The 14,453-nt window shown below is 68.7% G+C and carries 12 protein-coding genes; 8 read left to right on the top strand and 4 right to left on the bottom strand.

Features of this window, described 5'->3' with window-relative positions; all coding sequences use genetic code 11:
• Positions 1–235: 235 nt before the first annotated feature.
• On the bottom strand, positions 236–1,552 hold the full coding sequence (locus AB4Z48_RS02485) for a putative bifunctional diguanylate cyclase/phosphodiesterase (protein WP_441612252.1): 1,317 nt from the start codon (positions 1,550–1,552) through the stop codon (positions 236–238).
• A gap of 327 nt (positions 1,553–1,879) precedes the next feature.
• On the opposite strand from AB4Z48_RS02485, the gene AB4Z48_RS02480 reads away from it, so the two are divergent.
• The 8 genes from AB4Z48_RS02480 to AB4Z48_RS02445 all read left to right on the top strand — a co-directional run bounded on the left by AB4Z48_RS02480 (position 1,880) and on the right by AB4Z48_RS02445 (position 11,731).
• Positions 1,880–3,511, top strand: coding sequence for a methyl-accepting chemotaxis protein (locus AB4Z48_RS02480; protein WP_441612251.1), 1,632 nt, complete (start codon positions 1,880–1,882; stop codon positions 3,509–3,511).
• Positions 3,512–3,536: 25 nt separating this feature from the next.
• Positions 3,537–4,004 carry a chemotaxis protein CheW gene (locus tag AB4Z48_RS02475; protein ID WP_441612250.1) on the top strand — a complete coding sequence of 156 codons (468 nt, stop codon included), beginning with the start codon at positions 3,537–3,539 and terminating at the stop codon, positions 4,002–4,004.
• Complete coding sequence (locus tag AB4Z48_RS02470) at positions 4,001–5,305, top strand: CheR family methyltransferase (RefSeq protein ID WP_441612249.1); 1,305 nt, start codon at positions 4,001–4,003, stop codon at positions 5,303–5,305. The genes AB4Z48_RS02475 and AB4Z48_RS02470 overlap by 4 nt, the downstream gene beginning before the upstream one ends.
• Positions 5,298–6,059, top strand: coding sequence for a chemotaxis protein CheW (locus AB4Z48_RS02465; protein WP_441612248.1), 762 nt, complete (start codon positions 5,298–5,300; stop codon positions 6,057–6,059). Before AB4Z48_RS02470 ends, AB4Z48_RS02465 begins: the two co-directional genes overlap by 8 nt.
• On the top strand, positions 6,056–8,494 hold the full coding sequence (locus AB4Z48_RS02460; RefSeq protein WP_441612247.1) for a hybrid sensor histidine kinase/response regulator: 2,439 nt from the start codon (positions 6,056–6,058) through the stop codon (positions 8,492–8,494). Before AB4Z48_RS02465 ends, AB4Z48_RS02460 begins: the two co-directional genes overlap by 4 nt.
• Positions 8,491–9,519 carry a chemotaxis response regulator protein-glutamate methylesterase gene (locus tag AB4Z48_RS02455; protein WP_441612246.1) on the top strand — a complete coding sequence of 343 codons (1,029 nt, stop codon included), beginning with the start codon at positions 8,491–8,493 and terminating at the stop codon, positions 9,517–9,519. The genes AB4Z48_RS02460 and AB4Z48_RS02455 overlap by 4 nt, the downstream gene beginning before the upstream one ends.
• A 30-nt stretch (positions 9,520–9,549) precedes the next feature.
• Positions 9,550–10,560, top strand: coding sequence for a diguanylate cyclase (locus AB4Z48_RS02450; RefSeq protein WP_441612245.1), 1,011 nt, complete (start codon positions 9,550–9,552; stop codon positions 10,558–10,560).
• A 388-nt stretch (positions 10,561–10,948) separates the two neighbouring features.
• Entirely contained in the window at positions 10,949–11,731 is a 783-nt protein-coding gene (locus AB4Z48_RS02445) for a DUF4397 domain-containing protein (protein WP_441612244.1), read from the top strand.
• A 197-nt stretch (positions 11,732–11,928) separates the two neighbouring features.
• On the opposite strand, the gene AB4Z48_RS02440 is transcribed toward AB4Z48_RS02445, so the two are convergent.
• The 3 genes from AB4Z48_RS02440 to AB4Z48_RS02430 form a co-directional block, all read right to left on the bottom strand.
• On the bottom strand, positions 11,929–12,225 hold the full coding sequence (locus AB4Z48_RS02440) for a transcriptional regulator (RefSeq protein WP_441612243.1): 297 nt from the start codon (positions 12,223–12,225) through the stop codon (positions 11,929–11,931).
• Positions 12,226–12,444: 219 nt separating this feature from the next.
• Positions 12,445–13,947: a tripartite tricarboxylate transporter permease gene (locus tag AB4Z48_RS02435; RefSeq protein WP_441612242.1), complete on the bottom strand. Its 1,503-nt coding sequence runs from the start codon at positions 13,945–13,947 to the stop codon at positions 12,445–12,447.
• A gap of 12 nt (positions 13,948–13,959) precedes the next feature.
• Entirely contained in the window at positions 13,960–14,421 is a 462-nt protein-coding gene (locus tag AB4Z48_RS02430; RefSeq protein ID WP_441612241.1) for a tripartite tricarboxylate transporter TctB family protein, read from the bottom strand.
• Positions 14,422–14,453: the final 32 nt, after the last annotated feature.

Raw genomic sequence — 14,453 nt, 5'->3', positions numbered from 1 at the left:
CGGCCGGGCTGCGCGCCGCCCGCACGGCCCGGCCCCGCGCGGTTGTCGCCGTCTGGCCGCGGCCAAGCGCGCAGGATCCGGACAAAGCCGGAAACAAATTACGGGAAGCGGGTGGAGTGCGACGGGCCTGCGACGGGCGTGCGACGGGCGCGCAACGCCGGCGCGGCCAGGGTGCGGGCCTTCGGGGACACCAGGACGCCGATGGTCGCCCGGGGTCCGGAGCGGCGGTGCCGGCTCAGCGCGCCTGCAGGAATTCGGTGAACTTGTCCGCCGACATGGGCCGGCCATAGAGGTAGCCCTGCACCTCGTGGCAGCCGTTCTCGATGAGGAAATCGCGCTGCTCGGCGGTCTCCACGCCCTCCGCCACCACGCCGATGCCCAGGCTGCCGCCCACGTTGACCATGGCGCGCACGATGGCGGCATCGACCGGGCTCTGCGTGACGTTGCGGATAAAGGACTGGTCGATCTTGATGCGGTCGACCGGGAAGGTCTTGAGGAAGCTCAGCGATGCATAGCCGGTGCCGAAGTCGTCGCAGGTCAGGGTCACGCCGTCGCGGCGCAGGGTCTGCAGCTGGCCGGAGAAGTCGTCGCCCTGCTGCAGGGCGATGGTCTCGGTGATTTCCAGCTCCAGCCGCTCGGGCGCCAGCGCCAGTTCGCGCAGCACGTGGCGCACCTCGGTCAGCAGCCGGCTTTCGCTGAGCTGCGCGGCGAACAGGTTGATGGCCACGCGCGGCGCGTCGGGAAACGCCAGCGACCACATGCGCGCCTGCGCGCAGGCGGTATGGAGCAGCCACACGCCCACGTCGGCCGCCACGCTGCTGGCGGCCAGTGCGTCGATGAAGCTCGCCGGCGTGAGCAGGCCCTGGGTGGGATGGCGCCAGCGCATGAGCGCCTCGGCACCGACCACGCGGCCGTCGCTCAGGTCGATCTGCGGCTGGTAGAGCAATTCGAACTGGCGTTGCGCGTAGGCGTCGCGCAGCGCCTGCACCAGCGACAGGCGGGTCGTCACGTCGGTGCGCATCTGCGGCTTGAAGAAGCGGATGGTACGGCCGCCGTCACGCTTGGCCCGGCCCAGTGCCAGGCTGGCCGAAGCCAGCGCGTCGGAGGCATTGTCGCCGCCGGCGGGCATGACGCAGGCGCCCAGGCTTGCCAGCACATGATGGCGCCGGCTGCCGTACTCGTGCGGCTCGGACTGCAGCGACAGGATGGCGGCGCTGACGTGGCGCACCAGGGTGGGATCGGCGATGGAGGGCAGCAGCACGGCGAACTCGTCGCCGCCGATCCGCCCGAGCACGGCATCGCGCGGCGAGGCGTCGCGCAGGCGACGGGCCACCCGGCGCAGGATCTCGTCGCCTTCGGCATGGCCGTGCATATCGTTGAAGGCCCGGAAATCGTCGATGCCGAGCAGCAATAGCGCGCAGCGCGGGGCAGCCTCCGTGCGCAGGCGGCCTTCCAGCATACTCAAGAATGCCTGGCGCGAAGCAACGCCGGTCAGCGGGTCGAGGTCCGCGTTCGGCGAGGCGCCGGCCTTCGCCTCTGACCTAGCCACCATCCCTGCCCTGTTTGTGATTGTCGACATCGATCCGATCTGTCAATTTGGCAAGTGTGACTAAAACCAGGAAAAAATCAAGCCGCGTCAAACCATGATATTGCGATATGTTGCGGGACGGCAAATAACATAATCACAAAACGCTAGCCCGCGCCCGCGCCATTGAAATGACAGAAACCTTCCAGTACCCTACGCCGCTATAAGGCGGGCGGGCACCCCGGGGCGCCAGTCTCCGCCTGCGGACCCGCCGCTCATGGCGTCGCCGTGCCAGGTTCACCGCGTCCGGACGCCGCCCGCCACCCTTCCTGCAAGAAAATACAAGAACATCGAATGGGCAACCGCACCGCGACCCTCTGGACCATCCGCACGCGCATCCTGGCAAGCTTTGCCATGATCCTGGCTGTCATATTGCTGACCTTCGTGGTCGCCTACGGCCGGCTGTCGACGATTGAATCCCACACCGTCGCGTTACGCGACGATTCGCTGCCCGGACTCTACTACAGCACCGCGATGCGCGGCGCATGGGGTGAAACCTACGTGCTGGCCTGGCAGAGCATTACCGCGGGCAGCGACGCGGAGCGCCGCACCTATGCCGAGGCCAACACAGCCCTGCGCAAGCGGCTGGATACGCTCGAGCATAAATACGCCGACTCGATCGTCCGCCCGGACGACCGCCAGCGCTTCGAGAAATACAAGGAACTTCGCCGCAACTATGACGAAGTCTCGGCCATGGTGTTCGCCGCCGGCAGCGCCGAGGCCGGCGCCATGGAGGCCCGGCTGCGCGGCCCGATCCATGCCGTTTGGGATGACGGCCGCGCGGCCCTGCAGGCCCTGCTGGAAGACAACAACAAGGTGTCGGAAACCGGCGCCACCAGCATCAGCAACGCCGTAGAGACCGCCAAGATCAGTATCGAAGTCTCGCTGATCGCTGCCTTGCTGGGATCGCTGGTGGCCGGCTACCTGCTGTTCCGCTCCATCACCGTGCCGATGCGCTCGATCGTGACACTGCTGTCCGGCATGCGCGGCGGCGACCTGCGCCAGCGCCTGTCGCTTGAACGCCAGGACGAATTCCTCGAGGTCGAGCAAGGCTTCAACCAGATGACCGGCGAGCTGACCGGGCTGGTCGGCCAGGCCCAGCGCTCGGCCATCCAGGTCACCACCTCGGTCAACGAGATCGCGGCCACCGCCCGCCAGCAGCAGGCCACCGCGACCGAGACGGCGGCCACCACCACCGAGATCGGCGCCACCTCGCGCGAGATCTCCGCCACCTCGCGCGACCTGGTGCGCACCATGATCGAGGTGTCGAGCGCCGCCGAGCAGACCGCCGGACTGGCCGGCACCGGCCAGGTCGGCCTGTCGCGCATGGAAACCACCATGCACCATGTGATGGAAGCCGCCGGCTCGGTCAACGCCAAGCTGGCCACCCTGAACGAGAAGGCCGGCAATATCAACCAGGTGGTCACCACCATCGCCAAGGTGGCGGACCAGACCAACCTGCTCTCGCTCAACGCGGCGATCGAGGCCGAGAAAGCCGGCGAGTACGGTCGCGGCTTCTCGGTGGTGGCCACCGAGATCCGCCGCCTGGCCGACCAGACCGCGGTCGCCACGTACGACATCGAGCAGATGGTGCGGGAGATCCAGTCGGCGGTGGCCGCCGGGGTGATGGGCATGGACAAGTTCGCCGAGGAAGTGCGGCGCGGCATGTCCGAGGTGACCCAGGTGGGCGACCAGCTGTCCCAGATCATCGGCCAGGTGCAGTCGCTGGCGCCGCGCGTGCAGATGGTCAACGAGGGCATGCAGGCCCAGGCTGGCGGCGCGGAGCAGATCAACCAGGCGCTGATGCAGCTCTCCGAGGCGGCCCAGCAGACGGTGGAATCGCTGCGCCAGTCCAGCCAGGCCATCGACGAGCTGACGCTGGTCGCCAACGACCTGCGCACCGGCGTGTCCCGCTTCAAGGTCTGAGCCTTGCGGGCCCGGACCACTTCCCATGAAGCTCTTCCTGCTGTTCCGCATCGGCCCTGACCACTACGCGCTCGACGCCAGCGAGATCGAGGAAGTGCTGCCGCTGACCACGCTCAAGCAACTGCCCGAGGCGCCGCCCTGGGTGAGCGGGCTGCTGGCGCGCGGCGGCGAGGTGGTGCCGGTCATCGACGTCAACGCACTGGCCACCGGCACGCCCGTCGCCCACCGCACCAGTACGCGCACGGTCCTTGTGCACTACCGCCGTGGCGCGGATGCGCCGGCGCGCCTGCTCGGGCTGCGCCTGGAATACGCCACCGAAACCTTGCGCTGCGCCCCCGGCGAGTTCACCGACAGTGGCGTGGACTCCGCGCCGGCGCGCTACCTGGGCCCGGTGCGCGGCGGCGCGCAGGGACTGGTGCAGTGGGTCAAGGTCGACGCGCTGCTGCCCGACGAGGTGCACGCCCGCCTGTTCCCCGGCCTCGCGGCACCATGACCACGGCCAGCCATATCGAAGCGCTGCTCAAGGAGCGCATCGGCCTGGACGCCTGCACGGTGGGCGCCGGCATGATCGAGCGCGCGGTGCGCGAGCGCCTGGCGACGGCCGCGGTGCCCGACCACGATGCCTACTGGAACCTGCTGCACTCGCACCCGGAAGAGCTGCAGGCCCTGATCGAGGCCGTGGTGGTGCCGGAAACCTGGTTCTTCCGCCACCGCGAGGCGCTGCTGGCGCTTGGCCGCTTCGCCGCCATGCGCGTGTTCGGCGGCGCACGCCTGCATGACGGCGAGGGCCCGCTGCGCATCCTCAGCGTGCCCTGCTCCACGGGCGAGGAACCGTATTCGATCGTCATGGCGCTGCTCGATGCCGGGGTGCCCGAGAACCGTTTCCAGGTCGACGCCATCGATATCAGCGCGCGCGCCCTGGAGCGCGCGCGTATCGGCCACTACGGCAGCAATTCGTTCCGCGGCAGCCCGCTGGATTTCCGCGACCGGCATTTCACCGCCGCGCCGGGCGGCTATGCGCTCAACGCCAATGTGCGCGCCAAGGTGCGGCTACTGCGCGGCAACCTGCTGGACCCCATGCTGATGGCGGGCGAGGCGCCTTACCATTTCGTGTTCTGCCGCAACCTGCTGATCTATTTCGATGCGCCCACGCAGCAGCGCTCGCTGCGTGTGCTGGAGCGGGTGAGCCGGCCCGACGCCACGCTCTTCGTGGGGCCGGCCGAAGCCAGCCTGCTGACACGGCACGGCTTTGTCTCGGCCGGCGTGCCGCTCGCCTTTGCGTTCACGCGGCGCGCCCCGCGCCAGGCGGCCCCGCCCAATGAACCCTCGGACGGTGGCGCAGTCCATGCCGCCCCGGCGCCCCGCCTGCCGCATGCGCCGCCTCCGGCGCCGTCCTTCCGCACCTACCAGGCCTCGCTGACGCCGGCCCCCGAGCGGGCGGCCCAGCCGCGGCCGGCGCCCGCCACCAAGGCGCCGGGCAGCGCCGACCCGCTGGCGAAGATCTCGCGGCTGGCAGATCGCGGCGACCTGGCCGCGGCCATCGCGTCGTGCGAGGCATACCTCGATGCGCAGGCGCCGTCGGCCGCCGGCTACTGCCTGCTGGGCGTGCTGTACGATGCCACCGGCCGCCCCGCCGACGCACGCGAGGCCTATCGCCGCGCGCTATACCTCGACCCGGGCCACCAGGAGGCGCTTTACCATATGGCTGCCATCCTCGAGGCGCAAGGCGACGGCGCGGCCGCGGCCCGCCTGAGAAACCGCGCCCAGCGCAATCAACCGACCCGCCATGGCTGAGCCCGCACCGCTCGCGACATCCCACCCCGGCGCCAGCCACGGCACGCATGGCGTCGTCGTCGACGACTGCTGGCGCCGCATCGGCGTACTGGGCGACGGCAGCTGCCCGCTGCTGCCCACGCATATCCACTGCCGCAACTGCCCGACCTACTCGCGCGCCGCGCTGACGCTGCTCGACAACCTGCCCACGGGCGAGGTGAGCCTGCCCGCGGCCGATGCCGCCCGGGCCGGCACCGCCGCGCAGGGCCCGGCCGTTTCCTGCCTGGTGTTCCGCATCGGCGAGGAGTGGCTGGCGCTGCCGGCCGAGGCGCTGGCCGAGGTCACCGCGCCCTGCCCCCTGCACTCGCTGCCGCACCGGCGGCACGCCGCGGTGCTGGGCCTGGTCAGCGTGCGCGGCAACCTGCTGGTGTGCATCTCGCTGGCACGCCTGCTCGGGCAGGACTCGCCCGCGCCCGCCCAGGGCGCCGGCGCGCGCAGCGATGCTGCGTTCGACGCGGCGCACGACACGACCAGCAGCGCAGGACATGGCGCACGCCTGCTGGTGCTGGGCCAGGGCCGCAACGCCTTCGCGCTGCCGGTCGAGGAGATTGCCGGCATCGAGCGCATTGCCGAATCCGCCCTGCAGCCGCTGCCGACCACGTTGTCGCGCACGTCCTCGCGCTATGCCCGCGCGCTGCTGCAAAGCGGCGGGCGCACCGTGGGGCTGCTCGACGCGGCCTCGCTGCAGCAAGCCCTGACGCGGAGCCTGGCATGAATCCCGACCAGTTGCGCGACGCCTCCCTGCTCGAACTGTTCGCGCTCGAAGCGCAATCGCAGGCGGATGTCCTCAATGCCGGCCTGCTCGCGCTGGAGCGCAATCCCGCCGCCAGCGAGCAGCTCGAGGCGTGCATGCGCGCCGCCCATTCGCTCAAGGGCGCGGCGCGCATCGTCGGCCTCGACGGCGGCGTGCGCGTGGCCCATGTGATGGAAGACTGCCTGGTCGCGGCCCAGCACGACGAACTGCTGTTGCGGCCCGTGCATATCGATGCCCTGCTGCACGGCACCGACCTGCTGCTGCGCCTGGGCAGCCCGCCCGGCGGCGATCTCGGCTGGGCCGATCACGCCGGCAAGGCCGAGATCGATGCACTGGTGGCGCGCCTGGAGGCGCTGCTGGCCGGCAAGGCGGTCGACGCCGCGCCGTGGGCAAGCGCGCACGTCCTGCAACAGACGATGCCGGAGCAGGCCGCCAGCGCGGCCGAGCCGCCCGCGGCGCCGGCGCAAGCCACGGCCGAAGCCATGCCGGTGACAACGGCCGCCAGCGCGGACGCGCCGGCCGTGCCGCCGGCCGATGCGCCCATGGACAGGCCCGCCGATGCGCCCCCCGGCATCTTGCCCGCCCACGTCCGGCCCGCCGACCCGGCCGGCGAGGCCGGCGCGCTGCCGGAGACCCAGGAGCGCATGCTGCGCGTGAGCGCCGACACGCTAGACCAGTTGCTGGCATTGTCCGGCGCGGCGATGATCGAGGCCAACTGGCTCAAGCCCTTCGGCAACGCCCTGCAGCAGACCCGGCGCCTGCAGATGCGCGCGCTGCAGGCGCTGGACGCCCTGCAGGCGGCGCTGGCCGGCGGCCAGGGCGGCAACGCAGCCGAAGGCGCCGCCCAGGCCCGGCTGGCCGACGCGCAGCACCTGCTTGCCGAAAGCCACCGGCAGCTCTCGCAGCGCGTCAGCGACCTCGAACAATACGACCACCGCACCGGCCGCCTGTCGCGCCAGCTCTACGACCGCGCGCTGGCAAGCCGCATGCGGCCGCTGGCCGACGGCCTCGCCGGCTACTCCCGCATGGTGCGCGACCTCGGCCGCGCGCTTGGCAAGGCGGTGCACCTCGAGCTGATCGGCGAGAGCACCAAGGTCGATCGCGACATCCTCGAACAGCTCGAGGCCCCGCTGGCGCACCTGCTGCGCAATGCGGTGGACCACGGCATCGAGATGCCCGACGTGCGCCGCGCCGCCGGCAAGCCCGTCGAAGGCCGCATCACGCTCAATGCGCGCCACAACGCCGGGCGGCTGGTCATCGTGATCTCCGACGACGGCGCCGGCGTGGACCTGGATGCCCTGCGCCGCGCCATCGTGCGGCGCAATCTGGCGCCCGAGGAAACCGTCGCCCGGCTGTCGCAGGCGGAGTTGCTCGACTTCCTGCTGCTGCCCGGCTTCAGCATGCGCGAGACCGTGAGCGAAGTATCCGGGCGCGGGGTCGGGCTCGATGCCGTGCAGGACATGATCCGCCAGGTGCGCGGCAGCATCCGCCTGGTGCAGGAAAGCGGGCGCGGCATGCAGTTCCACCTCGAGCTGCCGCTCACGCTGTCGGTGGTGCGCGCGTTGCTGGTGGAGGTGTCGGGCGAAGCCTATGCCTTCCCGCTGGCCTACGTGATGCAGGCCCTCCACCTCGAGCGCCGCGACATCGAGCAATTGCAGAACCGCCAGCACTTCCGCTTCGGCAATCGCCAGGTGGGCCTGGTCAGCACGGCCCAGGTGTTGCAGCGACCGGAGGCCCGGCGCGACGAGGACACCGTGCCGGTGGTGGTGCTGGGCGATCACGAGCGCACATACGGCGTGGCGGTGGACCGCCTGCTGGGAGAGCGTATCCTGGTGGTCCAGCCGCTGGCGGCCTGCCTCGGGAAGATCAAGGATATTGCCGCCGGCAGCATCACCGAGGACGGCACGCCGGTGCTGATCTTCGACGTGGAAGACATGATCCGGTCGGTGGAGAAACTGCTGTCCGAAGGCAAGATCGACCGCATCCGCCGCGGCGGCGCCGTAGCCGCCCCGGTACGGCGCAAGCGCGTGCTGGTGGTGGACGATTCGCTCACGGTGCGTGAACTGGAGCGCAAGCTGCTGGCCAACCGAGGCTACGATGTCACCGTGGCGGTGGACGGCATGGACGCCTGGAACGTGCTGCGCGCGGAATCCTTCGACCTGGTCATCACCGACATCGACATGCCGCGCATGGACGGCATCGAGCTGGTCACGCGCATCAAGCGCGAGCCGCGCCTGCAGCAGGTGCCGGTGATGGTGGTCTCGTACAAGGACAGGGAGCAGGATCGCCAGCGCGGCCTGGAGGCCGGCGCGGACTACTATCTGGCCAAGGGAAGCTTCCAGGATGCCGCGTTGCTCGATGCGGTACAGGACCTGATCGGAGAGGCGCGCGCATGAAGATCGGCATCGTCAACGACTCGCAGCTGGCCGTGGTGGCGCTGCGACGTGTCATCGCACTGGATCCCGAACTGGAAGTGGCGTGGGTGGCCGAGGACGGCGAGAGCGCCGTGCGCATGGCCGCCGCACGCACGCCGGACCTGATCCTGATGGACCTGCTGATGCCGGGGATCGACGGCGTCGAGGCCACCCGCCGCATCATGGCCGCCACGCCATGCGCCATCGTGGTGGTGACCATGGACCTGGGCCGCAACGCCAGCCAGGTGTTCGATGCCATGGGCCACGGCGCGATCGACGCGGTCGACACACCCACGCTGGCGCAGCCGGATTCGCAACTGGCCAGCGGGCCGCTGCTGCGCAAGATCCGCAATATCGGCCGCCTGATCGAAGGGCGCGTCGCGCCCGCGCGCGCGAACGCGACGCTTGCGCGCAGGGCCGGCGCCGAACGGCTGGTGGCGCTGGGTGCGTCGGCCGGGGGCCCGGCCGCACTGGCCGCGGTGCTGGGCGCGCTGCCGGACGGCTTCAATGCCGCCGTGATCGCCGTCCAGCACGTGGACGAAGCCTTTGCCGCCGGCATGGCGGACTGGCTCGACGCGCAATGCCCGCTGCCGGTGCGGCTGGCCCGCGAAGGCGAGGCGCCCCAGCCCGGCACCGTGCTGCTCGCCGGCAGCAACGACCACCTGCGCCTGCTCAGTCCCGCGAAAATGGTCTATACCGAGGAGCCGAGCGACTACCTTTACCGGCCGTCGATCGACGTTTTTTTTGAAAGCGTGGCCCAGCACTGGCGCGGCGATGCGGTGGGCGTGCTGCTCACCGGCATGGGCCGCGACGGCGCGCTGGGCCTCAAGGCCATGCGCGAGCGTGGCTACCTGACCATTGCCCAGGACCAGGCCACCAGCGCCGTCTACGGCATGCCCAAGGCTGCCGCCGCCATCGGCGCAGCCGGCGAAATCCTGCCATTGCGGCAGATCGCGGCCCGCATCGTACGGGCCTGCAACACCAATCCCGGCAACAAGCAGGGTTAGGGAACAGGGCCGCAGCGCACGAGGAACACAATGTCGACAGATACAGAACAGAACTACAGTCAGCGCCCCGAGGAATACCTGGCCATGGTGCTGCTGGTGGATGACCAGGCCATGGTCGGCGAAGCCGTGCGGCGCGAACTCGAGCCCGAGCAGGACATCGATTTCCACTACTGCTCCAAGCCCGACGAAGCCGTGGCGGTGGCCGAGCGCACGCGCCCCACGGTCATCCTGCAGGACCTGGTGATGCCCGGCATCGACGGCCTGACGCTGGTGCGCCGCTACCGCGCCAACCCCGCCACGCGCGATATCCCCATCATCGTGCTGTCCACCAAGGAAGAGCCGATCATGAAGAGCGCGGCTTTCGCCGCCGGCGCCAACGACTACCTGGTCAAGCTGCCCGACACCATCGAACTGGTGGCGCGCATCCGCTATCACTCGCGCTCGTACCTCAACCTGCAGCAGCGCGACGAAGCCTACCGCGCGCTGCGCCAGAGCCAGCAGCAACTGCTGGAGACCAACCTGGAGTTGCAGCGGCTGACCAACTCCGACGGGCTCACCGGGCTGTCCAACCGGCGCTATTTCGACGAGTATCTCGGCGCGGAATGGAGGCGCGCCGGGCGCGAGCAGAGCCAGCTGGCATTGCTGATGATCGACGTGGACGTCTTCAAGGCCTACAACGACACGTACGGCCACGTGGCCGGCGACGAGGTGCTGCGCCGCGTCGCCGGCGTGATCCGCGAGAACTGTGCGCGCCCGGCCGACCTGCCCGCGCGCTTCGGCGGCGAAGAGTTCGCCATGATCCTGCCATCCACCTCGCCCGGCGGCGCCCGCCTGCTGGCCGAGAAGGTCCGCCGCGCCATCGAGTCCATGCAGGTGCCGCACAGTGGCTCGCCGGTAGGACAGTGCGTGACGGTGAGCATCGGGGGCGCGTCCGTCGTGCCCGACGAGAACACGCCGTTCAGCCGCCTGGTGGAGATCGCCGACGCCGGGCTCTACCAGGCCAAGCGCAACGGCCGCAACCAGGCCGTGATGACCGCCTGAGCGTACCGCTCCGGGCGCTGCCGGCGGCCGCGCCCGCTCCCGCTTTCCCTCCCCCTCCACCTCCCCCTCCCCAGCTCTCCCGCACGCCGCGGCATGGCCCGGCCTGCCGCCGCGCCGTCGTCGCGCCGTCGTCGCGATGCCGGCCGCATGTGGAGAATTCGTCCTGTGGGAATTGTCCGACACGCGTTTCGGAGACGGGTCAATTTGCCGGCCCGCATGCCCTGCCTATCGTTGCATTACGGCAGGCGCCGTTGCGCATCCCCTCACAGGGCCGCGGTCCGAGCGGCAGCAAGCCTGACAACGAGCGTGGCAAAGGATGGCCATCCCGTCGCGGGACGGCACGCGCCGGCCACCGGATGATTCACTCACCGGCAAGAAGAGGGCACTCATGAAGCTTTCCAAATCAGGCCTGGTATTAGGCCTTGCACTGGCCGCGGCGGCCGTACTCTCGGCATGTGGCGGCGGCGGCGACGACGGCATCGATGACCGCATCGGCATCAGCAAGCCTTCCGTGCGCGTGATCCATGCCATCCCGGGCGGACCCAATGTCGACGTGCTGCAGAACGGCACCAAGACGTCGTTCCTCAACGAGCCCTACAAGTTCGTCTCGAACTATTTCGACGTCGGAACCGGGGCGCAGCTGTTTGCCTTCAACGTGGCCGGCACCGCAACGCAGATCGGCAGCGCCACCGTCGATGCCCACACCGGCCACAAGTACACCGTGGTCGCGCTGCCCGGCTCCACCGCTGCCGACGTGCTCACCATCGACGACCCGTATGGCAAGGGCCTGCTGTCGGACAAGGCCCGCGTGCGCGGCCTGAATGCCTCGTTCAACGCGCAGAACATCGATATTTACATTACCGTGCCGGCCGCCGATCTCACCGTGGCCACGCCGACGATGGCGGCGATCGGCTACAAGACGGCGAACCCGGCCTCCGGCCAGGACTCGCTCTATCTCGACGGCGGCACCTATCGCCTGCGTATCACCACCGCCGGCACCAAGACCGTGATCTTCGACTCGGGCACGCTGACGCTGGGCAACAATGCCGACTGGCTCATCACGACGATCCCGGTCGACGGCATCGGCGCGCTGGTACCGAACAAGATCAAGGTGCTGGTGGCGCAGTCGAGCACGGGTACCGGCAACGCACAGGAGCTGGTCACGCAGTAACGGCAGCCGGCGACAGGCTTGCGCGCCCAGGGCGCAATGGCGGACTCGTGCGAGGGCCCATGCGGCGGGAAGATCCGGCAGGCGGGTCTTCTCGCCGTTGCTTTGCCTTTGCTTTGCTTTGCCTTGCCTTGGCCTTTGGGCCAGGGAGCCACTTCGATGCGTGCGCCGGGTCATCCGGCGCGCGGGGATGCCGGGGACTATGGCGTCTGTGCGATATCGCTTTGCAGGACATCCAGGTGGGAGAGGTATTTATCCAACTCGTCCTTGCCGCTGTCGGTGATGCAGTAGACGCGGCCACTGCCCTCGACCAGTTCCGCCGTGATCGCGCGCGCGATCATCAGGCTGCGCAGGATCGGCCGCAGCGAGCGGATATTGTTCTCGACTCCGTGGTCGCGCAGGCGCTCGACCAGGGTCAGTACCGTCGACGGGCTCGACTGGACGAACTTGAGGATGTATAGCCGCGAAACGAAGCGGTCCAGCGTTGGAGTTCTCATGCGGCTCCTGTGACGCGCCAGCGGGTGGCGCGATAGAGCTGATCATCATGCGCAGCCCTGCGCTGCGAGCACAGCCGGGCGGGGTTCACTGCGTGCGTGCCAGCCTGGACCGGAACGCGTCTTGCCAAAGAAAACGGGGTGCGCGAGGCACCCCGGATCTTGCGTCTTGCATTGTGCGTGCCGGCACATGGCCGCGCCGGCACGGGGGCTTCTTCGGTACTACTCTTCCTGGAACGCTTCTTCGCGCTTGGCCTTGATCGACGGCAGTGCAACGACGGCGACCAGTGCGGCAGCGGCGATCAGCAGGCCCATCGACAGCGGACGCGTCACGAACACGGTGAACTCGCCACGCGACAGCAGCAGGGAGCGGCGGAAGTTTTCTTCCATCATCGGTCCGAGCACGAAGCCCAGCAGCAGCGGCGCCGGCTCGCACTTGAGCTTCAGGAACAGGTAGCCGATGATGCCGAAGCCGGCTGCCATGAACACGTCGAAGGTCTGGTTGTTGACCGAGTACACGCCGATACCGCAGAACACCAGGATGGCCGGGTACAGGAAGCGGTAAGGCACGGTCAGCAGCTTCACCCAGATGCCGATCATCGGCAGGTTCAGGATGATGAGCATCAGGTTGCCGATCCACATCGAGGCGATCAGGCCCCAGAACAGCGCGGGGTTGCTGGTCATGACCTGCGGGCCCGGCTGGATGTTGTGGATGGTCATCGCACCCACCATCAGCGCCATCACGGCGTTGGGCGGAATGCCCAGCGTCAGCAGCGGGATGAAGGAGGTCTGTGCCGCGGCGTTGTTGGCCGATTCCGGACCTGCCACGCCTTCGATGGCGCCCTTGCCGAACTCATGCGAGTACTTCGAGGTCTTCTTTTCCAGCGAGTACGCTGCGAACGAAGCCAGCGCCGCACCGCCGCCCGGCAGGATACCCAGTGCCGAACCCAGCAGCGTGCCGCGCAGCACCGCGGGTGCCATGCGCCTGAAGTCTTCCTTGGTCGGCCAGAGGTTGGTCACGCGGTCGGTGAAGGTCTCGCGGTCTTCCTTCTGCTCCAGGTTCGCCACGATCTCGGCGAAGCCGAACATACCCATGGCCAGCGCGACGAAGTCGATGCCGTCGGTCAGTTCGGGGATGTCGAACGAGAAGCGCGCGGCGCCAGAGTTCACGTCGGTGCCGATCAGGCCGAGCAGCAGGCCCAGCACGATCATCGCAACCGCCTTCGGCAGCGAACCCGAAGCCAGCACCACGGCGCCGATCAGGCCCAGCACCATCAGCGAGAAGTACTCGGCGGGGCCGAACTTGAACGCCAGTTCCGACAGCGGCGTGGCGAACGCAGCCAGGATCAGGGTAGCCACGCAGCCGGCGAAGAACGAGCCCAGGCCGGATGTGGCAAGCGCCACCCCCGCTCGCCCTCGCCGCGCCATCTGGTAGCCGTCGATGGTGGTCACCACCGACGACGATTCACCAGGCAGGTTGACCAGGATGGCGGTGGTCGAGCCACCGTACTGCGCGCCGTAGTAGATACCGGCCAGCATGATCAGCGCGGCCACCGGGGGCAGCGTGTAGGTGACCGGCAGCAGCATGGCGATGGTGGCCAGAGGCCCCAGGCCCGGCAGCACGCCGATCAGGGTACCCAGCACGCAGCCCAGGAAGGCGTATGCGAGGTTCTGCAGTGTCAGTGCCGTGGAGAAACCCAGCGACAAGTGTTCAAACAATTCCATCTGGCCGACTCCTTAACCAGTAATGAAAGCAGGCCAGACCGGCATCTGCAGATTGATACCGTAGACGAAGGCGCCCATGCTGATCAGCACGAGCACCACGGCGTTGGCCAAGGCACCCTTCCAGCTGAACTCGTGGCTGGCCATCGACGACACCAGCACCAGCACGAACACCGACAGCACCATGCCGAGCGGCTTGAGCAGCAGGCCGAACAGCACCACCGAACCCAGGATCCACAACAGCGTCTTCAGGTCCCAGCGGGCGAGCTGGTCCGCTTCACCCTTTTTCGACACCGAACCGATCAACACGAATGCTCCAAGCAAGGCGAGTACCAGGCCTAGCAGGAACGGAAAATATCCGGGGCCCATCTTTGCGGCAGTTCCCATGGAATAGCCGCGAGCGACCCAGGAAAAGCCCAGACCGACCAGAACGAACATCAGGCCGGAGGCAAAGTCCTTTTGGCTGCGTATGCGCAAAACGATTCTCCTCAAAGTACGTGAAAGCATTC

Origin of the sequence: Cupriavidus sp. 2TAF22 (genome assembly GCF_052115045.1) — a bacterium.
Classification (GTDB): domain Bacteria; phylum Pseudomonadota; class Gammaproteobacteria; order Burkholderiales; family Burkholderiaceae; genus Cupriavidus.
This window is presented reverse-complemented; position numbering and strand designations above follow the sequence as displayed.